Annotated in this window: 25 protein-coding genes and 1 tRNA gene; 8 read left to right on the top strand and 18 right to left on the bottom strand. The window is 66.5% G+C overall.

Features of this window, described 5'->3' with window-relative positions; genetic code table 11:
* Window positions 1-159: 159 nt before the first annotated feature.
* The 3 genes from ACWIEX_RS06940 to ACWIEX_RS06930 form a co-directional block, all read right to left on the bottom strand.
* A complete protein-coding gene (locus ACWIEX_RS06940) occupies window positions 160-1,359 on the bottom strand; it encodes a mandelate racemase/muconate lactonizing enzyme family protein (RefSeq protein ID WP_113586100.1) in 1,200 nt (399 codons plus the stop codon).
* 71 nt (window positions 1,360-1,430) lie between these two features.
* Window positions 1,431-2,195, bottom strand: coding sequence for an SDR family oxidoreductase (locus tag ACWIEX_RS06935; RefSeq protein ID WP_454032355.1), 765 nt, complete (start codon window positions 2,193-2,195; stop codon window positions 1,431-1,433).
* Between the two features lie 10 nt (window positions 2,196-2,205).
* Window positions 2,206-2,955, bottom strand: a complete 750-nt coding sequence (locus ACWIEX_RS06930; RefSeq protein ID WP_454032354.1) for a FadR/GntR family transcriptional regulator — start codon at window positions 2,953-2,955, stop codon at window positions 2,206-2,208.
* Between the two features lie 171 nt (window positions 2,956-3,126).
* Between ACWIEX_RS06930 and ACWIEX_RS06925 the strand changes: the two genes are divergently transcribed.
* The 3 genes from ACWIEX_RS06925 (at window position 3,127) to ACWIEX_RS06915 (ending at window position 4,046) form a co-directional block, all read left to right on the top strand.
* Window positions 3,127-3,321, top strand: a complete 195-nt coding sequence (locus ACWIEX_RS06925; RefSeq protein ID WP_454032353.1) for a hypothetical protein — start codon at window positions 3,127-3,129, stop codon at window positions 3,319-3,321.
* 153 nt (window positions 3,322-3,474) lie between these two features.
* Window positions 3,475-3,804 (top strand): hypothetical protein, encoded by a 330-nt coding sequence (locus ACWIEX_RS06920; protein ID WP_454032352.1) that lies wholly within the window; start codon window positions 3,475-3,477, stop codon window positions 3,802-3,804.
* A gap of 166 nt (window positions 3,805-3,970) precedes the next feature.
* Window positions 3,971-4,046, top strand: a tRNA-Phe gene (locus ACWIEX_RS06915).
* Between the two features lie 63 nt (window positions 4,047-4,109).
* Here the strand turns inward: ACWIEX_RS06915 and ACWIEX_RS06910 are convergent.
* The 4 genes from ACWIEX_RS06910 to ACWIEX_RS06895 all read right to left on the bottom strand — a co-directional run bounded on the left by ACWIEX_RS06910 (window position 4,110) and on the right by ACWIEX_RS06895 (window position 7,200).
* Window positions 4,110-5,390: an NAD(P)/FAD-dependent oxidoreductase gene (locus ACWIEX_RS06910; RefSeq protein WP_454032351.1), complete on the bottom strand. Its 1,281-nt coding sequence runs from the start codon at window positions 5,388-5,390 to the stop codon at window positions 4,110-4,112.
* An 83-nt stretch (window positions 5,391-5,473) separates the two neighbouring features.
* Window positions 5,474-5,680 carry a DNA gyrase inhibitor YacG gene (gene yacG, locus ACWIEX_RS06905; RefSeq protein ID WP_454032350.1) on the bottom strand — a complete coding sequence of 69 codons (207 nt, stop codon included), beginning with the start codon at window positions 5,678-5,680 and terminating at the stop codon, window positions 5,474-5,476.
* Window positions 5,673-6,494 (bottom strand): SDR family NAD(P)-dependent oxidoreductase, encoded by an 822-nt coding sequence (locus ACWIEX_RS06900; protein WP_454032349.1) that lies wholly within the window; start codon window positions 6,492-6,494, stop codon window positions 5,673-5,675. The genes yacG and ACWIEX_RS06900 overlap by 8 nt, the downstream gene beginning before the upstream one ends.
* Window positions 6,495-6,591: 97 nt before the next feature.
* On the bottom strand, window positions 6,592-7,200 hold the full coding sequence (locus ACWIEX_RS06895; protein WP_061965502.1) for a Maf-like protein: 609 nt from the start codon (window positions 7,198-7,200) through the stop codon (window positions 6,592-6,594).
* 302 nt (window positions 7,201-7,502) lie between these two features.
* On the opposite strand from ACWIEX_RS06895, the gene ACWIEX_RS06890 reads away from it, so the two are divergent.
* Window positions 7,503-7,886, top strand: coding sequence for a hypothetical protein (locus tag ACWIEX_RS06890; RefSeq protein ID WP_454032348.1), 384 nt, complete (start codon window positions 7,503-7,505; stop codon window positions 7,884-7,886).
* A 20-nt stretch (window positions 7,887-7,906) separates the two neighbouring features.
* Here ACWIEX_RS06890 and ACWIEX_RS06885 read toward each other — a convergent pair whose 3' ends face one another.
* The 4 genes from ACWIEX_RS06885 to ACWIEX_RS06870 all read right to left on the bottom strand — a co-directional run bounded on the left by ACWIEX_RS06885 (window position 7,907) and on the right by ACWIEX_RS06870 (window position 12,443).
* On the bottom strand, window positions 7,907-8,743 hold the full coding sequence (locus tag ACWIEX_RS06885; protein WP_454032347.1) for a CDP-alcohol phosphatidyltransferase family protein: 837 nt from the start codon (window positions 8,741-8,743) through the stop codon (window positions 7,907-7,909).
* A gap of 231 nt (window positions 8,744-8,974) precedes the next feature.
* Window positions 8,975-9,724, bottom strand: a complete 750-nt coding sequence (locus ACWIEX_RS06880) for a phosphatidylserine decarboxylase (RefSeq protein ID WP_454032346.1) — start codon at window positions 9,722-9,724, stop codon at window positions 8,975-8,977.
* 113 nt (window positions 9,725-9,837) lie between these two features.
* Window positions 9,838-10,329 (bottom strand): V-type ATP synthase subunit I domain-containing protein, encoded by a 492-nt coding sequence (locus tag ACWIEX_RS06875; protein WP_454032345.1) that lies wholly within the window; start codon window positions 10,327-10,329, stop codon window positions 9,838-9,840.
* Window positions 10,330-10,532: 203 nt separating this feature from the next.
* Entirely contained in the window at window positions 10,533-12,443 is a 1,911-nt protein-coding gene (locus tag ACWIEX_RS06870) for an ABCB family ABC transporter ATP-binding protein/permease (protein ID WP_454032344.1), read from the bottom strand.
* A 177-nt stretch (window positions 12,444-12,620) separates the two neighbouring features.
* Here ACWIEX_RS06870 and ACWIEX_RS06865 point away from each other — a divergent pair, with 177 nt between their 5' ends.
* Window positions 12,621-12,956, top strand: coding sequence for a hypothetical protein (locus ACWIEX_RS06865; RefSeq protein WP_454032343.1), 336 nt, complete (start codon window positions 12,621-12,623; stop codon window positions 12,954-12,956).
* 135 nt (window positions 12,957-13,091) lie between these two features.
* On the opposite strand, the gene cimA is transcribed toward ACWIEX_RS06865, so the two are convergent.
* Together cimA and cysS are read right to left on the bottom strand one after the other, a co-directional pair.
* Window positions 13,092-14,690 (bottom strand): citramalate synthase, encoded by a 1,599-nt coding sequence (cimA, locus tag ACWIEX_RS06860; RefSeq protein ID WP_454032342.1) that lies wholly within the window; start codon window positions 14,688-14,690, stop codon window positions 13,092-13,094.
* Between the two features lie 103 nt (window positions 14,691-14,793).
* The gene (gene cysS / locus ACWIEX_RS06855; RefSeq protein ID WP_454032341.1) at window positions 14,794-16,254 is read right to left on the bottom strand and encodes a cysteine--tRNA ligase; all 1,461 of its coding nucleotides are present in this window, start codon (window positions 16,252-16,254) and stop codon (window positions 14,794-14,796) included.
* A gap of 329 nt (window positions 16,255-16,583) precedes the next feature.
* Between cysS and ACWIEX_RS06850 the strand changes: the two genes are divergently transcribed.
* Window positions 16,584-16,913, top strand: a complete 330-nt coding sequence (locus ACWIEX_RS06850; RefSeq protein ID WP_454032340.1) for a hypothetical protein — start codon at window positions 16,584-16,586, stop codon at window positions 16,911-16,913.
* Between the two features lie 9 nt (window positions 16,914-16,922).
* On the opposite strand, the gene ACWIEX_RS06845 is transcribed toward ACWIEX_RS06850, so the two are convergent.
* The 4 genes from ACWIEX_RS06845 to ACWIEX_RS06830 form a co-directional block, all read right to left on the bottom strand.
* Window positions 16,923-17,432 carry a CreA family protein gene (locus ACWIEX_RS06845; protein ID WP_454032339.1) on the bottom strand — a complete coding sequence of 170 codons (510 nt, stop codon included), beginning with the start codon at window positions 17,430-17,432 and terminating at the stop codon, window positions 16,923-16,925.
* A gap of 91 nt (window positions 17,433-17,523) precedes the next feature.
* The gene (locus tag ACWIEX_RS06840) at window positions 17,524-17,919 is read right to left on the bottom strand and encodes a lysozyme inhibitor LprI family protein (RefSeq protein ID WP_454032338.1); all 396 of its coding nucleotides are present in this window, start codon (window positions 17,917-17,919) and stop codon (window positions 17,524-17,526) included.
* A 23-nt stretch (window positions 17,920-17,942) separates the two neighbouring features.
* Window positions 17,943-18,476 (bottom strand): hypothetical protein, encoded by a 534-nt coding sequence (locus ACWIEX_RS06835; RefSeq protein ID WP_454032337.1) that lies wholly within the window; start codon window positions 18,474-18,476, stop codon window positions 17,943-17,945.
* A 93-nt stretch (window positions 18,477-18,569) separates the two neighbouring features.
* A complete protein-coding gene (locus ACWIEX_RS06830) occupies window positions 18,570-19,580 on the bottom strand; it encodes a fumarylacetoacetate hydrolase family protein (protein ID WP_454032336.1) in 1,011 nt (336 codons plus the stop codon).
* A gap of 62 nt (window positions 19,581-19,642) precedes the next feature.
* Here ACWIEX_RS06830 and ACWIEX_RS06825 point away from each other — a divergent pair, with 62 nt between their 5' ends.
* Both ACWIEX_RS06825 and ACWIEX_RS06820 read left to right on the top strand, forming a co-directional pair.
* A complete protein-coding gene (locus tag ACWIEX_RS06825; protein ID WP_454032335.1) occupies window positions 19,643-20,728 on the top strand; it encodes a TRAP transporter substrate-binding protein in 1,086 nt (361 codons plus the stop codon).
* Between the two features lie 20 nt (window positions 20,729-20,748).
* Window positions 20,749-21,246, top strand: coding sequence for a MarR family winged helix-turn-helix transcriptional regulator (locus tag ACWIEX_RS06820; protein ID WP_454032334.1), 498 nt, complete (start codon window positions 20,749-20,751; stop codon window positions 21,244-21,246).
* Window positions 21,247-21,258: 12 nt separating this feature from the next.
* On the opposite strand, the gene ACWIEX_RS06815 is transcribed toward ACWIEX_RS06820, so the two are convergent.
* Window positions 21,259-22,209 carry a phosphoribosylaminoimidazolesuccinocarboxamide synthase gene (locus ACWIEX_RS06815; RefSeq protein ID WP_454032333.1) on the bottom strand — a complete coding sequence of 317 codons (951 nt, stop codon included), beginning with the start codon at window positions 22,207-22,209 and terminating at the stop codon, window positions 21,259-21,261.
* Window positions 22,210-22,414: the final 205 nt, after the last annotated feature.

Below are 22,414 nucleotides of genomic sequence, written 5' to 3'. Positions count from 1 at the left end.
CTTCGCGCAGCGAAGAGCCCGGAAGCCACGACTGGGTGAGCGGTCTGCAACCGGGTCCCTAAGGTCTCACCCGGTCGTGGGTTCCGGGTTCGCGCCTTCGGCGCGCCCCGGAATGACAAGCGCAGGCGCTAAGCCGCAACGATCAAGCCGCGACAGCTCTCAGAGCGTCGAGCGGCGCACGGTCAGGTCGGAGCGCTCGTAGACCGCCGGCAGCAGATCGACGCCGAGGCCCGGCGCTTCCATCGGGTAGACATAGCCGTTCTCGATCCGCGGCATCTCGGTGACCAGCTCCAGATACCAGCCGCGATAGAAGGCGCGCACCGATTCCTGGATCAGCGTGTTCGGCTGGCTGAAGGAGGTGTGGACCGCCGCGACGAAGCCGACCGGGCCGATGCAGTCATGCGGCGCGAAGGGGCGGTGCCAGGTCTCGGCCAGCGCCGCGATCTTGCGGCCCTCGGTCAGGCCGCCGGTCCAGCACAGGTCGACCATCACGACATGGGCGGCGTCGCGCTCCAGCATGTCCTTGTAGGGCCAGCGCGAACCCAGGGTCTCGCTGGCGCAGACCCAGACATCGGTCGAGCGGGCATATTCGGCCAGCGCCTGCGGCGAATTCATCCGGATCGGGTCCTCGTACCAGGTCGGCTTGTAGGGCTCGAGCACGCGGGCGATCTGCTTGGCGGTCGGCAGGTTCCAGAGCGAGTGGAACTCAACCATGATCTCCATCTTGTCGCCGACCGCCTTGCGAATCTTTTCAAAGGGCTCGACGGCTTTCTTCATCTGCTCGGCGGTGATGTGGAGGCCGTGGTTCTCGATCGCGGCGGGATCGAAGGGCCAGATCTTCATCGCGGTGATGCCCTGCTCCAGCAGGCTTTCGGCCAGGACATCGGCGCGGTTCATGAAGCCGTCGAGGTCCTCATAGGGGCTGGCCTCGTCGCCCAGGCTCCAGTTCGAGACCGGCTTGATGTTGCTGGAGCGGACATAGCGGGTGCCGGCGCAGGTGTTATAGATGCGCTGCTTGTCGCGGCAGAGCCCTCCGAGCATCTGATGCACCGGCTGGCCGCAGACCTTGCCGAAATGGTCCCAGAGCGCGATGTCGATCGCCGAGGTCGCGCGCGATTCCGCCCCCGTCGAGGATTGCGCCATCGGCAGGTTTGTCATCTCGCGATGCAGCGCCTCGATATGCAGCGGGTTCTTGCCGAGCAGGCGGCCGGCCAGCGTGTCGTGGATATGCGCCTCGACCGAGCGGGCGCCATAGAAGGTCTCGCCCAGCCCGACATGGCCGGAATCGGTATGGACGCGGACCCAGAGCACATTGCCGAATTCCTCGGCGCACAGGGTTTCGATGGCGGTGATCTTCATGGCGTTCCGTCCTGTTCAATCTGTCGCGAGCAGGTGCAAAGCCCCCTCGCCGCTTTTTGGTTATCGTGGGCTCACAGCACCGAGATCATGCCGCCGTCGACATAGATGATCTGGCCGCTGACATAGTCGGACGCCGAGGACGCCAGGTAGACGCAGGTACCGGCGAGCTCGTCCGGGCGGCCCCAGCGGCGCGCCGGGGTGCGACCCTTCACCCAGGCATCGAAGCTCGGGTTCTCGATCAGCGCCTGGTTCATGTCGGTGATCATGTAACCGGGGCCGATCGCATTGGCCTGGATGCCGAGTTCGCCCCATTCGGCCGCCATGGCCTTGGTCAGCATCTTGATGCCGCCCTTGGCCACCGTGTAGGGCGCGACCGTGGCGCGGGCGAGCTCGCTGGTCAGCGAACCGATATTGATGACCTTGCCATGGCCGCGCTTCGCCATGCGGCGAGCGGCCTCGCGACCGACGATGAAGGCGCTGGTCAGGTTGGTGTCGAGCACGCGGCGCCAGTCGGCCGTCTCCAGCTCCAGCATCGGTTTGCGGAACTGGATGCCGGCATTGTTGACGAGAATGTCGACCGCGACACCTTCGGCATCGAGCGCCGCGAAGGCCGCCACCACAGCCTGCTCGTCGGTCACATCGAAGTTGAGGCCGCGCACCTTATGGCCGGCCGCGTTCATTGCCGCGACCGCCTCGGAGAGACGCCTGGCATCGGCACCGTTGAGGATGATGCTGGCGCCCGCGGCTGCAAGCCCTTCGGCCATGGCGCGGCCGAGTCCGCGCGAGGAACCGGTCACGAGCGCGGTGCGCCCCGAAAGATCGAAAGGTGAGGTCACGACGAGCGTCCTATGTCGGCTTGGTCTGGAGCGCCGGGTGGGGCGGTATCGGGCCGCCCGCGGCGAGCTGGGCGGCGTAACGGCGATAGGATTCGCCGATATGCTTGCGCATCGCCTCGCCGGCCCCGGCCGGGTCCCTGGCGCGGATGCGGTCGAGGATGGCTGCGTGATCGGCGCGCCGGATCGCGATGTTGGACTCCTCGCCGCGATCCTTGTCGCGCATGCTGCGGATCGAGTTGAGCAGCGGGCTCGAGACGAACTGGAGCACGGTCAGGAAGAGCGGGTTATGCGCGGCCGTGGCAATGGCGAGATGGAGCGCCAGGTCATGCGCGGAGCTGTCCTCCCCCGCATCGTCGGCAGCGTTCAGCGCGATCTCGGCCGCTTCGATGCGCACAAGATCCTCCTGCGTGTGGCGCAGCGAGGCCAGTTGCGCCGCCTCGACTTCGAGCCCGAGGCGGAATTCCAGGAACTGCAGGATCGACTGTTCGGAGGCCGCGATCTCGGCCCGCCGCAAGCGTAGGGAGTCCTGCTGATTGACGAAGAGCCCGAGCCCCCGGCGGGTTTCGACGATGCCGTCGGCCTTCAGATAGGCGATGGCCTCGCGCACCACCGGCCGGCTGACGCCGAGCTGGCGGGCGAGCTCGGTCTCGGACGGCAGACGCGCGCCGGGCTGCAAGGCGCCCGAGCGGATCGACGTCGCCAGCGCGGTGGCGGCATCGCTCGCGAGATTGGGCCTGGACCCGATGGATGAGAGCTGCATGGCGGTTTCCTGCTGAGCGCAGCATTGTCATGTTATCAGTTGTCTGACAACCGGACTCACGCCTCTGCGCAGGTTCCGAACGCCGCGTCGGTTTGCCGATCGAAGCCGGTGATGAAACTCGTTTGCGGGCAAAACTTGTCCGATTCCCGCATTGGGATCATGCTTGTCCGGATGAAGCTCCTGCTCGTCCTCGGGATCGTCGTAAGCTGCGGCCTCGCGATCTGGCTCGCGTTGGATGGCAACGCCGTGATCGCGTTGCCGCTGGTCATCGTCGTCGCCGCCCTCGTTCGGACCTTGGTCCGCGTCATCAACGGCAAGCATTTCCGCCCCGCCGAAACGCCGATCGCCCAGGATTCAGAAAACTGACCGGCCACACACGGTCGCCCGAGCCAGCCCGGAGTCCACGATCTCCGGCGGAAAGGAGCGGCTAACCAAACGGCAGGCTTCACGCTGCCACCTGCCGGCTTCGATGGTAGTCTAACCCTGGCTGACCGGCGCAACCCCTTCGATGGAGGAGCGATGGCTGACTGGATCAAGGACCTGCTGGCACACGACATCGAAACGTTGCGTGCCGACGTTCTGAAGGCGGGCGTCCTCAACGCCAAGGCCCTGCAAGACAGCGCGGAATGCCATATCGCGCATCTCCACCACATGCTGCGCGAATCGCGAGAGCTGCATGAGGCCTCGTTCCAGGTGATGAACGACGTCATCGGCTTCGCCAGGTCGCTCTACGGCCATGCCGCGATCGGCGAAACGGAGCAGGCCCGGCGCGCGGCGCTTGCCGCCATCAATGACCTCGCCGCGGTGCTCGGCCGCAGCGAATCCCGGGAGGCGGCGACGCCCTCCTGAACCGCCTCCGCCATCGCTGCGGCACCGGATTGCTGCCATCCGATCCACAAGCCGGAAGCCAGTTGGGGCTGCGATGAAGAAAGCCGGCTGAAGTGACTGGACAGGCCGAGCGCCTGCCTCTATATCGCCCCCACCAACACGGACGGCCCTGCGCCGCTCCCGGTTCGCCCAGGTAGCTCAGTTGGTAGAGCATGCGACTGAAAATCGCAGTGTCGGCGGTTCGACTCCGTCCCTGGGCACCATTCTTCCGCCATGCGGTCGGCTCCACAAAGACAGCGGTAGCTTGAGACGACGCGCGTGATGCGTCACTGCGCTTCCTGGCTGGCCGCTGGCTCGCGCTGCGTGATGAGCCGGGCGCTGCGGTGCCCGCTGACATAGATCCACAGCCAGTTGAGCGCGACGGCGAGCCGGTTGCGCAGGCCGATCAGGAAGAAGATGTGGGCGATGCCCCAGATCCACCAGGCCAGGCGCCCGCGCAGCTTGATCCAGCCGAAATCGACGATGGCCGCCCGCTTGCCGATCGTCGCGAGATTGCCCGCGTTTCTGTAACCGAAGGGGGGCGGAGCCGGCTTGCCCCGCAGCCGCGCCTTGATGAGGCCAGCGACATAACGGCCTTGCTGCTTGGCTGCCGGAGCGATACCGGGCACGGGCTTGCCGTCGGCGCCCGCAACGAAGGCGGTATCGCCGATCACGAAGATGTCGGGCTCGCCGGGGGCCGTCAGATCGGGCTCGACGCGGATGCGGCCCGCCCGGTCGGCCGGCGCTTCCAGCCATTCCGCCGCCGGCGAGGCTGCGACCCCGGCAGCCCAGAGAATGGTCCGGGCCGGCAGAAACGCCCCGCCGAGCATGATGCCGTCGGCGCGGCATTCGGAGACCGGCTGGCCGAGCCTGACCTCGACGCCGAGGCGGTTCAGCGCCTGTTCGGCATAGGCCGAAAGGTCCTCGGTGAAGCCCGCCAAGATGCGCGGGCCGGCTTCGACCAGGATCACACGGGCGCTGCGCGTATCGAAATTGCGGAAATCGCCGCGTAGTGTGTCATGCGCCAGCTCGGCGATGGTACCGGCGAGCTCCACGCCGGTCGGTCCTGCCCCGATGATGACGAAGGTCAGCCATTCGGCCCTCCGCTCGGCGTCTGTCTCCCATTCCGCCTGCTCGAAGGCCGAGAGGATGCGCCGCCGGATGCGGGTCGCGTCCTCCAGCGTCTTCACGCCCGGCGCATAGGGCTCCCACTCGTCATGGCCGAAATAGGAATGGCGCGCGCCGGTCGCGAGGATCAGCGTGTCGAAGGCGATCGACTGCCCGCCCTCGAGCAGCACCTGCTTCCCGCCTTTGTCGACACCGTTGACCGTGCCGAGCAGGGTCGTGACGTTCTTGTGGCCGCGCAGCAGGAAACGGATCGGCCAGGCGATCTCCGAGGTCGGCAGCGAGGCGGTCGCGACCTGATAGAGCAGCGGCTGGAACAGATGATGGTTGCGCTGGTCGATCAGCGTGATCCTGACCGGAGCGCCGGCGAGATTGCGTGCCGCCTCCAGCCCGCCGAAGCCGGCGCCGACAATGACGATATGAGGTTCAGGGCCGCTGCTCATCTGTCGAACCGCTCCGGAGCCGGATGGGTGAGGCTACCATCCCCACGCAGGATGACGACCCCCATGAGCCGCGGCGGAAGAACTCAGTCCTCTCGCTCGCGCTGCTGCGGGGCGCCCTCTTCCGCCTCGTCGACGGGCTCGCCGGGGATCACATAGCTGCCCTTGAGCCAGCGGCCGAGGTCGATATCGGCGCAGCGCGACGAGCAGAACGGCTTGAAGCGCGCGACCGCCGGCTTGCCGCAGATCGGACAGGGCTTTGCGGCCGGCGGGGCGTTTTCGGTGTCAGTCATATTTGAGCGTGATTCCTCCATCGACGACGAGTTCGATGCCGGTGACATAGCGCGCCTCGTCGCTGGCGAGGAAGAGCGCGGCATTGGCCACGTCCCAGGCCTCGCCCATATGTCCCATCGGCACCTGCGCGGCGCGCGCCGCCCACATCGCCTCGACATCGCCCTTGCCGTAGACGGCGGCAAGGCCGGCGGAATGCTCGACCATCGGCGTCTTCATCAGGCCGGGCAGGATCGCGTTCACGCGAATCTTCTGCGGAGCGTATTGCGCCGCCGTCGTGCGGGTGAGCTGGTTCAGCGCCGCCTTGGTGGCCGAATAGCTGGCATAGGGGACGCCAGTGTGGCGGATCGAGGCGATCGACGAGATGTTGATGATCGAGCCGCCCTCGCCCGTCTCCTCGAACTGGCGCTGCATCACCGGGATGACGTGCTTCATCGCCAGAAAGGGGCCGGTGAGGTTGACCCTGAAGACGCGCTCCCAGACTTCCTCCGCGAGATCGACCACGCTGCCGACCTCGGCGATGCCGACATTGTTGTCGAGGATATCGATCCGGCCATAGCGGCCGAGCGCATGGGCGACGAGTTCGGCGACCTGCTCGGCTTTGGTCACGTCCGCCTGCATGGCGAAGGCCTCGCCGCCCTCGTTGCGGATGATGCCGGCCGTCTCCTCGGCCGCGTCACGATTGATATCGGCGCAGACGACCTTCGCGCCCTCGCGGGCAAAGGTCGTCGCCGTCGCCTTGCCGTTGCCCCAGCCCGGCCCGATCGATCCGGCCCCGGCCACGATCGCGACCTTGCCACTCAGACGTCCCGTCATCTCCGCTTCCCCCTTGTCGGCGCTTTCCAGCGCAACGCGTTTCCCGGCGGCAGGATCGGCCGCGAGACGTGATCCGGCAACCCGCATCGGCGCCGTATCAGGCTGCGTTCATCCAGCCGAAGCGGATGGGGAAACCCTCGCCGCCGAGAAGGTTGACCGTCTCGTAGAGCGGCAGCCCGACGACGCCGGTATAGGAGCCGACGAGCTTGACGACGAAGGAACCCGCTATGCCCTGGACGGCATAGCCGCCGGCCTTGCCGCGCCATTCGCCCGAGGCGAGGTAGGTCTCGATATCCTCGCTGGAGAGCCGCTTGAAGCGCAGCCGCGTCTCGACGATGCGGTCGCGGACCGTGCCCGAGGGCGTCACCAGCGCGACGCCGGTATAGACGCGATGCGCACGGCCCGAGAGCAGGCGCAGGCAGGCCGCTGCCTCGTCGACGATCTCGGCCTTCGGCAGGATGCGCCGCCCGACCGCGACGACCGTGTCGGCGGCGAGGATGTAGCAGCCTTCGAGATCGGCGCGGGCCTTGGCGCCCTCACGCGCAGCCTGCGCCTTCTCGCGAGCGAGACGGCGGGCGAGATCGCGCGGACGCTCGCCCTTCAGCGGAGTCTCATCGAGATCGGCGGGAAGCAACGCGTCCGGCTTCAGCCCCGCCTGCTCCAGCAGCGCGAGGCGGCGCGGCGACGCCGACGCGAGAACCAGCATCGGCCGCCAGCCGGGATGTTTGGGAGTGGAGAAAAGGCTCAACAGGCTGCTCGACAGGATTCCGGGGCCGCAGGATTTCGGCGCGGATCAAGCCTTAGAGCATTTCGGCAGGGCGATAAATCCATCCGCGCCGGCATCGGGCGGATCATCGCCTTCCGCGTTTCGGGCGTCGCGCGCCGGTTCCATGCGGTCACGGTCGGCGGCTCTGGTATACCAGGCATTGCCAAGCGCGGCTGTTGACGGCACACTCCTATCCCCTCGGCGTGACGTCTCCTGGTTTCGTCGGCTTACCGGAGTCCACCATGCCGAGATCGCGCAAATCGACGGGCTCCGCCCTTGCGACCGGGGCGGAGGCGCAGGTTCTCGCCGCGCGCCTGATGAACATGCAGGCGGATGCCGGCCTGACCATCGCCATGCGGATGCCGTTGCTGATGAAAGGCGTCTTCGGCGACAGCCACGGTCAGCGCGAAGCCACCAAGGCTGTGATGGAGAAGGCCTCGGCCGTGTTCGAGAGCAGCCTTGCCGCCATGCAGGCGACAACCGCGTTCTGGTGGGGCCTTGCCCTCCACCCGCCCGGGCAGTTCGATCTGACGACGGCCGCGGTCAAGGTTGCCGACAGCACGCTGGAGCCTTTCGCGCGACGCACCCGCGCCAACGCGGCCCGGCTCAGCGGATATCGCCGCTAAACCGACCTGTATTCAGACGGTCAGGCCTGGCTATCGGAGGCGGTTTCCGCCACCGGAGTGGGCAGGGCATGCGCCCGTTCCAGCTTGCGGTAACGCACCACGCTGACCGGAATCAGCGCGAGATAGGCGATGACGACCACCGTCAGAACCTCGAAGGTGTAGGCGAAGAGCAGCCCTGCAACGATCACCACCGCGACGAAGATCGGCAGCACCTGGGTGCGCGGCACGCGCGTGCCGAGCGTCTTGCCGGCATAGCAGGGAATCCGCGAGATCGTCAGGAAGGCGATGAACAGGATGTAGATGCCGACGGGGAGCGCGCCGTATTCCTGCACGGGCACACCGATGATGTGGAGATAGACCGGCAGCATCGCGGTGATCGCGCCGGCCGGAGCCGGCATGCCGACGAAGAAGTCCTTCTGCCAGTCCGGGCGATCGGGATCGTCGATCATCACGTTGAAGCGCGCGAGCCTGAGCGCCATGGCGCAGGCCAGCGTCAGCACGATGATCCAGCCGAAGGATTTCAGGTCGTGCAGGACGAAGATCCACAGGACATAGCCGGTGGCGACGCCGAAATTGACGAAATCGGAGAGCGAATCGAGCTCGGCGCCGAAGCGCGAGGTGCCCTTGAGGAGGCGCGCCAGGCGACCGTCTATGCCGTCCAGCGCCGCTGCGATCAGGATGCAGATCGTCGCCGTCTCCAGCTTGCCCTCGACGATGAGGCGCATTGCGGTGAGGCCGAGGCAGAGCGCCAGCAGCGTGATGACGTTCGGCGCCAGCAGCCGGAAGGGAATCGGCTTGAAGCGGGCGCGCTTGGACTCGACGCGCTCGGGCTCGAAGGGAGGAAACAGGTCGCTCATGTCAGCCGGAATACGCGGTTTTGGGGGCGCAGGCTAGGCTCAGCCAAGCGTCATCCCGCACGCGCTGCGGCGCGAAGTGCCGCTGCGCAGATGCGGGACCGTCATCAGGAGAGTGAGTTCTTCTCGGCAGCGTTCGGGGGGCGCCCCCTTTCGGGGGACGGCCCCGTGTCTGCGCAGCGGCATTCGCATGCCGCAGCGCGCACGGGATGACCCTGCCCCTCGATCGCCCCCTCAGATGTCGCGGAAGCTGCGCGTGACCAGCTCGTTGCCGGTCATGTCGGCGAGCACGGTCTCGCCGGCGATCGCGGTCTGGCCCTCGCCGACCAGCGGCACGACATGGGTCGGCAGGTAGACGTCGACGCGCGAACCGAAACGGATCAGGCCGAAGCGCTCGCCGGTGCCCAGCACATCGCCTTCCTTGACGAAAGGCACGATGCGGCGGGCAATCAGCCCGGCGATCTGGACGACGCCGACGATGCCGGCCTTGGTCTCGATCGCCAGCGCGTTGCGCTCGTTGTCGTCGCTCGCCTTGTCGAGCTCGGCATTGAGGAAGAGACCGGGCGTATAGGCGATCTTGGCGATGCGGCCGGGCACCGGCGCGCGGTTCACGTGGCAATCGAAGACATTCATGAAGATCGAGATGCGCGTCATCGGCTCGGCCGGCAGCTCGAGCTCCGGCGGCGGCAGAGCCTGCGCGATCTGGCTGATGCGGCCGTCGGCCGGCGAGATCACCAGTCCCTCGCGTTGCGGCGTGACACGGACGGGGTCGCGGAAGAAGTAGCAGATCCAGATCGTGAGGATCGCGCCGATCCAGCCGAAGGGCGACCAGAGATTGGCGAGGATGATCGTCGCCACGAGGCCGATCGCGATGAAGACATAGCCCTCCTTGTGGATGGGCACGATCACCTTGCGGACGGAATCGACGAGGGACATGAAGCGGGTTCCGTTGGGCTGCCGGCGCCGGGCGCACGGGAATGGCATGGCTGCCGCCGGGTGCCGGCAGCAAGCGTTGCGCTGATTTAGGAGGTTCCGCTGCGAAGGGAAAGCCCCCGGCCGACGTCGACGGGCGGCGCGCGATGTGGCGGCCGCGCCGGTCAAGCCGCGCGGTGCGGGACCTGAACGAAGCGCACCGCCACCTTCCAGGTCAGCAGCGCGAAGACGACGAGGACGATCCCCTGGGCAATGGCAAAGGGCGGCTCGGATTGCGTCGGCGCCAGGGCATGCAGGGCCGGGACCTTTCCAAAGAGCTGCGCGACGAGCACGAAGATCAGCAGATAGAAGGAGAGCACGGCCATGATCGCATAGATGCGGCGCCAGCCGCCTTCCAGCCGTCGTCCATAGAGCGCGTAGCCCGCGATCGCGACGAGCACGATGTGGATCGCCCCGACAATGTGGGAGGGCAACACGCCATTGAACGGGAAGCCGAAGCCGGTCGCGCTCGTGGCGAAGGCGGTGGAGAGGAAGATTCCGGTCCAGCCCGGCCGGGTGTGTCCGTGGAGGAGCCCCGTCGTTACCGGAAACCCGGCCACGATCGCGACCAGGCTCAGCCAGGTGTGGAAACCCACGAATGTGGTTGGATCGAACATGGCAGCCCCCAGCTTCACCCTGCCGGGGCAACATGCAGGAAACGGACCGCAGTTGCGAGGGGTTTCAAACCCGCTGAATGCAGACTGCCCTTGCCGTCATGGTCGGGCTTGTCCCGACCATCCACGTCTTCATTCATGAAGAGCGGTGTTCAAGGCGTGGATGCTCGCCACAAGGGCGAGCATGACGGAGTACGGCCGATGCCCTATGTCAGCGTCACCCGCACGCTCTCGCCTTCGGCCTCGGTGGCGCGCTGGAGCGTGGCCTTGGCCTCGTCGACCTCGCGCTGGCGGTTCCACATCGCGGCATAGACGCCGTTGGCCGCGAGCAGGTCGCGGTGATGGCCGCGCTCGACGATCTGTCCCTTGTCGAGCACGATGATCTCATCGGCATTGACCACGGTGGAGAGCCGATGCGCGATGACCAGCGTGGTGCGGCCTTCGCTGACCCGGTCGAGCGCATCCTGGATCTCCTTCTCGGTGAAGGAATCGAGCGCCGAGGTCGCCTCGTCGAGGACGAGCACCGGCGGCCCCTTGAGGATGGTGCGGGCGATGGCGACGCGCTGCTTCTCGCCGCCCGAGAGCTTCAGTCCGCGTTCGCCCACGGAGGTCGCGTAGCCCTCAGGCAGGGTGCGGATGAAGCGGTCGATCTGGGCGAGGCGCGCAGCCTCCGCGACCTCCTCCATCGACGCCTCGGGGCGGCCATAGAGGATGTTGTACTCGATCGTGTCGTTGAACAGCACGGTATCCTGGGGAACCATGCCGATCGCGGCGCGCAGGCTGACCTGCTGCACGTCTGCAATCGGCTGGCCGTCTATCAGGATGCGGCCCGCCTGCGGTTCGTAGAAGCGGAAGAGCAGGCGCGAAATCGTCGACTTGCCGGCGCCGGACGGGCCGACGATAGCGATCGTCTGCCCCGGCAGCACCTTGAACGAAACACCGCGCAGGATCGGCCGCTCCGGCACATAGGCGAAATGTACGTCCTCGAAGGCGACCTCTCCGGCCGGGACCGCGAGCGGCCGCGCACCGGGCTTGTCCTGGATCTCGGGGTCGCGGCCGATCAGCGAGAACATCTGGGCGATGTCGAGCGTCGCCTGCTTGATCTCGCGATAGACGGTACCCATGAAATTCAGCGGAATATAGAGCTGGATCAGCATGGCGTTGATCAGGATGAGATCGCCGACCGTGTTGGTGCCGGCCTGGAAGCCGCGCACCGCCATCACCATCGAGAGCGTCAGCCCCACCGCGAAGATCGCGGCCTGGCCGAAATTCAGCCAGGCGAGCGAGGTGTAGGACTTGATCGAGTTACGCTCGTAGCGCGCCATCGACTGGTCGTAGCGGGCGGTCTCGCGGGCCTCGGCGCCGAAATACTTCACCGTCTCGTAGTTGAGCAGCGAGTCGATCGCCTTGGCATTGGCGTCGGTATCCGACTCGTTCATCGCCATGCGGATGGCGATGCGCCACTCGGTCGCCTTGATGGTGTAGGTCATGTAGGCGGTGACCATCGCGACCAGCACGGCGACATAGCGCCAGTCGAACAGGTAGAGCAGCACAGCGATGATCAACGAAACCTCGATGATCACCGGCACGAGCTGATTGAGGCCGAGGCGCACCATCTCCTCGATGCCGTTGCGGCCGCGCTCCAGCACGCGGGTCAGTCCCCCGGTCTTGCGCTCCAGATGGAAGCGCAACGAGAGGTGGTGAAGATGGCCGAAGGTCTGCAATGCCAGCGTGCGCACCGCATGCATGAAGACCGGCGCGAAGATCGCATCGCGCAACTGCACGAAGGCCGCGGCGCCGACGCGAGCGAGGCCATAGAGGATCGTCAGCGCCAGCGGCGCGCCGACCAGCCAGGGCAGCCATTTTTCGAGATTGGAATAGGAGCCGGCCAGTGCGTCCGTCACCCATTTGAAGGTGAAGGGCACGCCCATCAGCACCAGCCGGCCGGCCACCATCAGCGCGAAGGCCGCGACGACGCGGCCGCGCAGATCGGCGCGCTCCGCCGGCCACAGATAGGGCCAGAGCGCACGGAAGGTGGCGAAGAAACCCGACCCGGGCTGGATCACGGCAGAGCGATGAAAGCTCGGCGCCGGGGGCGGCGCAGACGGCGCGGACATTTTCAAACGATTCCAGTTAGAGCGCCCGTATAGACGCAATCGCGCGCCTTTGCATGGGAATGTCGTTGCGCCCGGGACATGCGGCAGGCTGCCCGAAAGCTGCCTTGCCAGCGCCCTATCCCGGGTATCTGATCCCGATCGGGGCGCTCGACGCCTGCCATCGGGGAAGGAAACACCATGAAGGCTCAACAGCTTGTCGCCTCCGGGATTGGCCTCGCCGCCATCCTCCTCGCCCTGCCTGCCGCCGCACAGGGCTCCCGGCCGCATCCGCAGATCACGATCACCAACCAGCGCACCGTGCCGCTCAGTAACTTCGCGATCGCGACGCCCGGCGATCAGCCGCGTCTCGTCGCCAAGCTCGCCAAGCCGCTGGCGCCCGGCAAGAGCATCGCGCTCAAGCTCAACAAGCCGCAGGGCTGCTCCTATACGGTGCAGGCGAAGTTCGACGACGAAGCCGAGAGCGACGCCGATATGGACCTGTGCAGGGACCGCGTGATCCGGCTGACGGAGTGAGGCTTTCTTCCTTCTCCCCTCGGGGGAGAAGGTGTCTGCGAAGCAGACGGATGAGGGAAGGATAGCGCCGACGGCCCTCATCCGTCAGCGCTTTGCGCTGCCACCTTCTCCCCCGAGGGGAGAAGGAAGAAAGCGTCAAGCCGTCGCGCCGGCCTTCACCAGCTTGTAGGTGATCGAGTCGACCAGCGCCTGGAACGAGGCGTCGATGATATTGGCGCTGACGCCGACCGTCGTCCAGCGCTCGCCGGTCTCGTCGCCCGACTCGATCAGCACGCGCGTCACGGCATCGGTGCCGCCCTGGAAGATGCGGACCTTGTAGTCGACCAGCCGCAAGCCCCCGATCAGCGACTGGTAGCGGCCGAGATCCTTGCGCAGCGCGATGTCGAGCGCGTTGACCGGGCCGGCATCGCCCTCCGCCGCCGAGATCAACACCTCGTCCCCGACCTTCACCTTCACGATCGCCTCGGAGAAGGTGACGAGTTCGCCCAGCGCATTGTGGCGGCGCTCGACATTCACGGCGAAGCGCTCGACCGCGAAATATTCCGGCACTTCGCCGAGAATGCGCTTCACCAGCAGGAAGAACGAGGCGTCGGCTCCCTCGAAGGCATAGCCCTGCGCCTCCTTGTCCTTGACTTCCTGCAGCACCCGGTTGAGGCGCGGGTCGTCGCGGCCGAGCGTGACGCCGATGCGCTCCAATTCGGCGACGAGGTTCGACTTGCCGCCCTGGTCGGAGATCAAGACCTTGCGGGTATTGCCGGTCGCCTCGGGCGCGACATGCTCGTAGGTGCGCGGGTCCTTGAGCACGGCCGAAGCATGAATGCCTGCCTTGGTGGCAAAAGCCGAGGCGCCGACGAAGGGCGCATGGCGGTTCGGCGCGCGGTTCAGCATCTCGTCGAGCGCCCGCGAGACATGGGTCAATTCGCTGAGCTGAGCTTCGCTGACGCCGAGTTCGAAACGGTCGCGATAGCGCTCCTTGAGCTTGAGCGCGCCGATCAGCGTGACGAGATTGGCATTGCCGCAGCGCTCGCCGAGCCCGTTCAGCGTGCCCTGGATCTGACGCGCACCGGCCTCGACGGCAGCCAGCGAATTGGCGACGGCACAGCCACAATCATCATGGGCGTGGATGCCGAGATGGTCCCCCGGCACGATTTTCGCGACTTCGCGCACGATCGCGCCGACCTCGTCCGGCAGCGTGCCGCCATTGGTGTCGCAGAGCACGACCCAGCGCGCGCCGGCCTCGTAAGCCGTGCGGGCGCAGGCGAGCGCATAGTCGGGATTGGCCTTGTAGCCATCGAAGAAATGCTCGCAATCGAGCATCACCTCGCGCCCGGCGGCCTTGGCGGCCTCGACGCTCTCGCGGATCCCGGCGAGGTTCTCTTCCAGCGAAATCTCGAGTGCGACATGGACGTGGTAATCCCAGGCCTTGGCGACGAAGACGATGGCGTCGGCCTTCGCCGCCAGCAGCGCCGCGATGCCGGGATCATTGGCGGCCGAGCGCCCTGCCCGCTTGGTCATGCCGAAGGCGGCGAATTTCGCCTGTTTCGTCGCCTTCTGCTCGAAGAAGGCGGTATCGAGCGGATTGGCGCCGGGATAGCCGCCCTCGACATAATCGACGCCGAGCCGGTCGAGCAGGCTTGCTACCGCACGCTTGTCGTCGAGCGAGAAGTCGACGCCCGTGGTCTGGGCGCCGTCGCGCAGCGTCGTGTCGAAGAGATGGACGCGTGCCGCGCTCATCGCTCGCGCCTCAATTTGAAGCGGACGACGCGCGGCACGACCATCGCCAGCATGACCAGCTTGATGGCGAAGGAGAGCGAGCCGGCGGGGCGGATCTTCGGGCTCATCGCTTCACCTCCCAGCTGGTCGTCGGCTCGCCGGTGGCGGGGTCCTTGCCGTCCTTGAGCGCGATGCCCATTGCGGCGAGCTCGTCGCGGAGGCGATCGGACTCGGCGAAGTTCTTCGCGCGACGGGCGTCGAGACGGGCGGCGATCAGGCGCTCCACCTCGGGCGCGACGACGGCGGGGGCCGCCACCTCCGGCAGAGCAATGCCAAGCAGGTCGAGGCCCGCCAGCAGCGCCGGCAGGTCGCTCGCCTTGCGCAAGGCATGCAGCTCGGCCAGCACGCGGGCGGTGTTGAGATCGTCTGCGAGCGCGTCGAGCAGTTCGGCCGAGGGCTTGGACGCCACTGCGCCTTGCGCCGCTTCCGCCCAATCCTGCAGAATCTTCTCCGCCTCCTCCAGCGCCTTCACAGTCCAGTCGATCGGCTGGCGGTAATGCGTCTTGAGCATCGCGAGGCGCAGCACCTCGCCCGGCCAGGTCCGGCCGCCGAAGACATCGGTCTCCAGCAGTTCGTTGATGGTGACGAAGTTGCCGAGGCTCTTCGACATCTTCTCGCCTTCGACCTGCAGGAAGCCGTTATGCATCCAGATATTGGCCATAAGCGGCTGCCCTTCCGCCCCGCCAAAAGCGCAGCAGGACTGGGCGATCTCGTTCTCGTGGTGCGGGAAGACGAGATCGATGCCGCCGCCATGGATGTCGAAGACGTTCTTCATGGGATCGTCGCAGGAAAGCCCGCCGCCGAAGGGCGTCAGCAGCTTCGCCATCGACATGGCCGAGCACTCGATATGCCAGCCGGGACGACCGGGCGTGGCGATGCCAGCCGGCGACGGCCAGCCGGGATCGATGCCGTCGCGGCTCGGCTTCCACAGCACGAAATCCATCGCGTCACGCTTATAGGGCGCGACATCGACGCGGGCGCCGGCCAGCATCTCGTCGAGCGAGCGGCGCGCGAGCGTGCCGTATTTCGGCGCCTTCACCAGATGCGCGACGGCCGGGACGTGGAAGAGCACATGCTCCTCGGCGACATAGGCGACGCCGCGCGCGATCAGGCGCTCGATGATCGCCTTCATCTCCTCGATATGCTCGGTGGCGCGCGGTTCGGTCGTCGGCCGGAGCGTGCCGAGCGCGTCGATATCGGCGTGGAACTGCGCCGTCGTCGTCTCGGTGACCCTGGCGATCGCCTCGTTCAGCGGCAGGCCCGGATAGTCACGCGCCGCGCGGGCGTTGATCTTGTCGTCGACGTCCGTGAGGTTGCGGGCATAGGTGACGTGATCGGCGCCGTAGATGTGGCGCAAAAGCCGGTAGAGCACGTCGAAGACGATGACCGGGCGGGCATTGCCGATATGGGCGTAATCGTAGACCGTGGGGCCGCAGACATACATGCGGACATTCGACGGATCGATCGGCGCGAAGTCCTGCTTCGTCCGCGTCAGCGTGTTGTAGAGCCTCAGGGTCGGCGACATCGGGGCTAAATCCTGGAACGAAACGAACGACGAAATACGAAAGGGCACCTGGCCGCTGGCCGGGGCGCTTTTGTCGGTTCGTTTTCAGGACGAGGACGTGAGCAGCCGGCCAGCGAAAGCTAGCGGCAAATAATGCAGAGGCTGTTGATGGCGGCTCGCGTCATGGTGCGAACTGATTGCCTTTCCGCGGGCTTTCCGTCAAGAGGGCGCCCGATTGCTGCGATGCAACATCGCCTCGATATCGCCGCAGTTCATTCAAATTTAACCGGGCGGAACCATCCTCCCGATTCGCGGGTTCTCCGCCCGCGATCCATCAGGAACTTCATTTCATGCGTCGCGCCGTGGCTCTTGTCGGACTGCTCGGGGTCGCCGCCGCCGGCATTTCGCTGTCGATCATGCCAAGCAGCCGCTCCGTCGCCGCCGCCAGCGAGCCGCGCACCTTCCTGATCCCGGCCAGCGACGGCTACGGCGTCGCCGACTGCATCTCCTCCAGGGCCGAATGCGGCCAGATCGTCGCGAACGCCTGGTGCGAATCGCAGGGCTTCGGCAAGGCGGTCACCTTCGGCGTCGCTGCCCGCGAGGATTTCACCGGATCGGTGACGAAGCAGAGCCCGGTCCAGCCGGCCGAGCAGCCGCTCAGCATCACCTGCGGCGAATAATCTCTTCGATCACCGAATCCATTCCGAACATTTCGGCGGCTCGCCTGACGCACCCCAGGGCATGATCGGCACGGTCGAGGTCGAGTTCTGCGGCGAGCCGTCGATCAGCTTGTCAGTATAGACGAGATAGACCAGCACGTTGCGCTTGGCGTCGCAGCCGCGCACGATCTGCATCTTCTTCCAGACCAGCGAACGGCGCTCGCGGAAGACGACATCGCCCTGCTCGGCTTTCTCCTTGAACTTGATCGGGCCGACCTGGCGGCAGGCGAGCGAGACCTCGGAGACCTCCTCGGCCACGCCGAACATGCCGGAGACGCCGCCCTTCTCGGGCACGGTGTAGTGGCAGGCGACGCCCTCGACGATGGGATCGTCGACGCCGTAGACCGCGAGCTTGTCGTTCGGCGTCAGCATCTTCCAGACGGTCGACTTGCGGAAGATCAGATCTTCCTGCGCCATCGCCGGACCGGCGCAGGCGAGGCCGAGGAGGAGCATGGCTGACAGGCGGCGGGGCAGGCTCATCTTGAACTCCGGCAGGTCTCGAACGAGGCGGGCTTCGGACCGACGCGATATGGTAGCGCCCGCGCCGGAATGCCAGCCTCGCAGCGCGCCGTCACTGCTTGAAGAAGGTTCCGTAACCTTCCAGCGCCTTGACGCGCTCGGCGATCACCGCCGCACGGCAGAGCGGGAAGTGCAGCACCTGCCCTTCCCGCCCCCAGTCGTCGCTGCGATAGAACAGGCAGCTCGTCTCCTTGAAGGCGTTCCAGGCGCGCTGCTCGTCGAGCAGGTTCTTTCGCGTCTCGTCAGGCAGCCCGGCGAAGACCCGCTTCCAGGCTCCGTTGAGCCGCCCGTCCTCGCGCTTCAGCAGATCGGCGCCACAGGCGGCCCAGGCCGTGTTCGTGCCGTCGGACGCGGCGATGCAGCGGTCATGCTCGGCGTCGGCCGCCGCCGGCCGCGCCAGGCAGAGGCACAGGCCGCCCCAGAGCAGAAGCGCAGGCAGTCGTCTCATCCCGCATCTCGCTCGAGCGGCTTTCAACCCGCCAGCGGCTTGAAGACGAGATAGGCGGCCGCGAGCGCACCGACGACGCCCAGCGCGAAGAGAACCAGTTTCAGCCGGGTCATGGTGCTGGCGAAGGCGACATTGCCGCCATCGACCTGCGGATAGCGATCGAGCAGCCGCGCCACGGCGAAATTCTCCGCGACATCGCAGAGCCCGCCGATGAGCCAGCCGCCGCCACACAGCGCCGCCACCCACCAGGGCTGCCCGCGCAGGCCGAGACCGACGACGATCAGGGCGCCAACGATCGCATAGGTGAAGGCGCAGGCGACATCGGCCGGCAGCACGCGGTTGCGGTAACGCGCGCGCTTGTCCTCGCCATAAAGGGTGAACAGCTTCTCGACATCGGCGACGCTGTAACCGTCCCAGTCGCTCTCCAGCATGCGCGGTACGCCCTGGCGGTTCGACCAGACGCCGACCGCCCAGAACAGCACGACCACCAGGACCGGCCCCCAGACGAAGAAGGCCAGCGGGATGGCGGTCGAATAGAACGGCACGGTCTCGGTCATGGCGTCTCGGCTCTCGCGTCTGGGATCGGCGCTGCGGTCGCAACGTTATCCGGCCGCCCGGCTGTCGCCAAGCCGGGGCAGCCGGAACGTCGATCAACCGTGAGGCAGGATTTCCTGCTCGATCGCACCGAAGATCGAGTGACCGGCGGCATCCTTCATCTCGATGCGGACCGTATCGCCGAACCGCAGGAAGGGCGTCTTCGCCTCGCCCTGCCGGATCGTCTCGACCATGCGCTGCTCGGCGATGCAGGCATAGCCGCGCCCGCCCTCGGCGACAGGCCGACCGGGCCCACCATCGGCGTCGCGATTGGAGACCGTGCCGGCGCCGATGACCGTACCCGCCGAGAGACGGCGCGTCGCGGCGGCATGGGCGATCAGCGTGCCGAAATCGAAGGTCATGTCGGCGCCGGCATCGGGCTTGCCGAAGAGCGTGCCGTTGACCTGTGCCAGCAGCGGCAGATGCAAGCGGCCGTCGCGCCAGGCATTGCCCAGTTCGTCCGGCGTGACCGCGACCGGGGAATAGGCCGAGGACGGCTTCGACTGAACGAATCCAAAGCCTTTCGCCAATTCGCCGGGAATCCGATTCCGCAAGCTCACGTCGTTGACGAGCATGACGAGGCGGATCGCTCCGAGCGCCTCCTCGCTGGTCGCGCCCATCGGCACGTCGCCGGTGACGACCGCGATCTCGGCCTCGAAATCGATGCCGTCCTCCTCGCTGCGCGCCTGCACGGCCTGGCGAGCGCCAAGCGGAGCGTCGCTGCCGCCCTGGTACATCAGCGGATCGGTCCAGAAGCTCTCCGGCATGGTGGCACCGCGCGCCTTCCGGACGAGATCGACATGATTCACATAGGCCGAACCGTCGAGCCACTGATAGGCGCGCGGCAGGGGCGCGGCGCAGTCGTGCTCGTGGAAACGGAAGGACGGCACCGAGCCGTGCTCGAGCCCCTCGGCAAGATCGGCGAGGCGCGGGGCGTGGCGGCCCCAGTCGTCAAGCGCCGCCTGCAGCGTCGGGACGACCGGAAAGGCATCGGTGGCGCGGGTCAGATCACTGGAGACGACGACGAGACGGCCATCACGGCCATGCGCGAGCGAGGCAAGCTTCATGTCTTTTCATTCCTTCCCGGACGCGCCAATAAAGGCATAACCAGCCTTCGGGAGGAAACCATATGGAACGTCGCAGCTTTTTGAAATCGGGGGCACTGGCCGCCGCCGCGACGACGGTCGCGATGCCGGCGATCGCGCAGTCGCAGCCCGAGGTGAAATGGCGGTTGACGTCGAGCTTCCCGAAATCGCTCGACACGATCTTCGGCACGGCGCAGCAATTCTCGAAGCTCGTCTCCGAGGCGACCGACGGCAAATTCGAGATCCAGGTCTTCGCGCCCGGTGAGATCGTGCCCGGCCTGCAGGCGCTCGACGCGGTTTCGTCCGGCACGGTCGAATGCGCGCATTCGCCGACCTATTTCTACATCGGCAAGGACCCGACGCTCGGCCTCGGCACCGGCATTCCCTTCGGCCTCAATGCCCGCCAGCAGCATAGCTGGTGGTTCTTCGGCGGCGGCGAGCAGGTCGTGAACGGCGTGCTCGACCGCTTCAACGCCTATGCAATTCCCTGCGGCAATTCCGGCTGCCAGATGGGCGGATTCTTCCGCAACGAATTGAAGAGCATCGACGACCTCAAGGGCCTGAAATTCCGCATCGGCGGCATGGGCGGGGCGGTTCTCGCCAAGCTCGGCGTGGTGCCGACCCAGATCGCGCCCGGCGACGTCTATCCCGCGCTGGAACGCGGCGCGATCGATGCGGCCGAGTTCGTCGGCCCCTATGACGACGAGAAGCTCGGCTTCATCCGCGTCGCCAAATACTACTATTATCCGGGCTGGTGGGAGGGCGGCGCGATGCTGCACCTGATCATCGGCAAGGACGCCTGGAACAAGCTGCCGAAGCACTATCAGGCGATCGTCCAGAACGCCTGCGAGGCCGCCAATAACTGGATGCTGGCCAAGTACGATTTCGTGAATCCGGGCGGCCTGCGCCGTCTGGTGGCGCAGGGCGCACAACTCAAGGCCTTCCCGCTGCCGGTAATGGAAGCGGCGCTGAAGGCGGCCGAAGAATATTATGCCGAAACCAGCGCCAAGAGCCCGGACTTCAAGAAGGGCTATGATTCGATGGTCGCCTTCCGCGGCGAGAACCTGCTCTGGTGGCAGATCGCGGAACTGTCCTACGACTCGTTCATGAACCGGTTGAAGGCGCGCTGAGGCTTGGCCGGATCATCGCCATGACAAGGAAACCATCCACCCCTCCGGAAGAACAGGCGCTCCATCTGGAGCGCTTCCTGCCCTATCGCCTCAATGTCGTCGGGACGCTCGGCGGACGCGCGCTCGGGCGCATCTATGGCGAACGCTTCGGCATCGGCATCCCGGAATGGCGGGTCGTGGCGCAGCTCGGCGAGTTCGGCAAGCTGACCTCGCGCGACATCGGCGAGCTCGCCCAGATGCACAAGACCAAGGTCTCGCGCGCCGTCGGCGAGCTGGAGAAGCGCGGCCTCGTCTCGCGCGCCGAGAACCGGCAGGACCGGCGCGAATCCTTCGTCACGCTGACGCCGGCGGGAAAACGCATCTACGACCAGATCGTACCGCTGGCGCTCGGCTTCGAGGCGCGCTGGATCGACGGCATCGCGCCCGACGAGCTCAAGGTGTTCGAGCGCGTGCTCTCGACCCTGACCGAGCGCGGCCGGCATCTCGCGGGAAACTATCGTGAGGAAGACGGGGCCTGAGCGCCCCGCCTCTCAGAAATACTTCGCCAGATTGCGCCGGATGCGCTGCGCCGGATCCTCACCCTTCGGCGGATAGTCGAAGGGCGTGCCCGTGATCGCCTCATAAGCCCGGACATAGACCGCCGAGGTCTGGTCGATCAGCTCCTGCGGGATCGGCGGCAGGTCCTGCGTATAGGGATCGCAGCGCGCCACGACCCAGTTGCGCACGAAATCCTTGTCGAAGGATTCGGGCTTTCCACCGGCAGCGAAGCGCTCGGGATAAGTTTCGGCGAACCAGTAGCGGCTCGAATCCGGCGTATGGATCTCGTCGGCCAGCACGATGCGGCCCTCGGTATCGGTACCGAACTCGTATTTGGTGTCGGCGAGGATCAGCCCGCGCTCGCGGGCGAGCTTCTGGCCGCGGGCGAAAAGCGCCAGCGCATAGGCCGAGACCTCGTCCCATTGCTTCTGCGTCAAGAGCCCCTCCCCGACGATCTGCTGGGCCGAGAGCGGTTCGTCATGGCCGCCGTCGAAGGCCTTGCTGGTCGGGGTGATGATCGCCTGCGGCAGCGCCTCGTTGTCGCGCAGGCCGTCGGGCAGGGTCATGCCGTACATCTCGCGCCGGCCCTGCTTGTACATGGTCAGGATCGAGGTGCCGGTCGTGCCGGCGAGATAGCCGCGCACCACCATCTCGACGGGCAGGATCTCCAGCCGCCGGCCGACCACCACATTCGGGTCCGGATATTCCAGGACATGGTTGGGGCAGATATCGGCGGTCTGCTCGAACCAGTAGCGCGCGGTCTGGGTCAGCACCTGGCCCTTCAGCGGAATCGCGGCGATCGCCCGGTCGAAGGCGGAGAGCCGGTCGGTCGAGATCAGGATGCGGCGGTTGTCGGGCAGATCGTAATTCTCGCGGACCTTGCCGCGATAATAGTTCGGCAATTCCGGGATGACGGCTTCGTGAAGAGGCAGGTAGTCGGACATGGGCTGAGCTTGCCTCATTGGCGCTGCACGGAAGGCCGGCGCGGACTGGCCGCTGCCACAGGTCTTCTAACCAGAACGGAAGTTTTCCACCATCGGCGCGGCGCATGCGTCCCCGGATTGCTGCGCCCGCTCGAATATGGCATGCGGGGCCCTCGCGATGGAGCGTCCCCGCGGCCTATCAGGCGAGGCTCCGCTCCATAGTTCC

Source organism: Allobosea sp. NPDC055353 (assembly GCF_053644975.1).
Note: the sequence above shows the minus strand (reverse complement) of the source record. Positions and strands in the feature narration are given on the sequence as shown.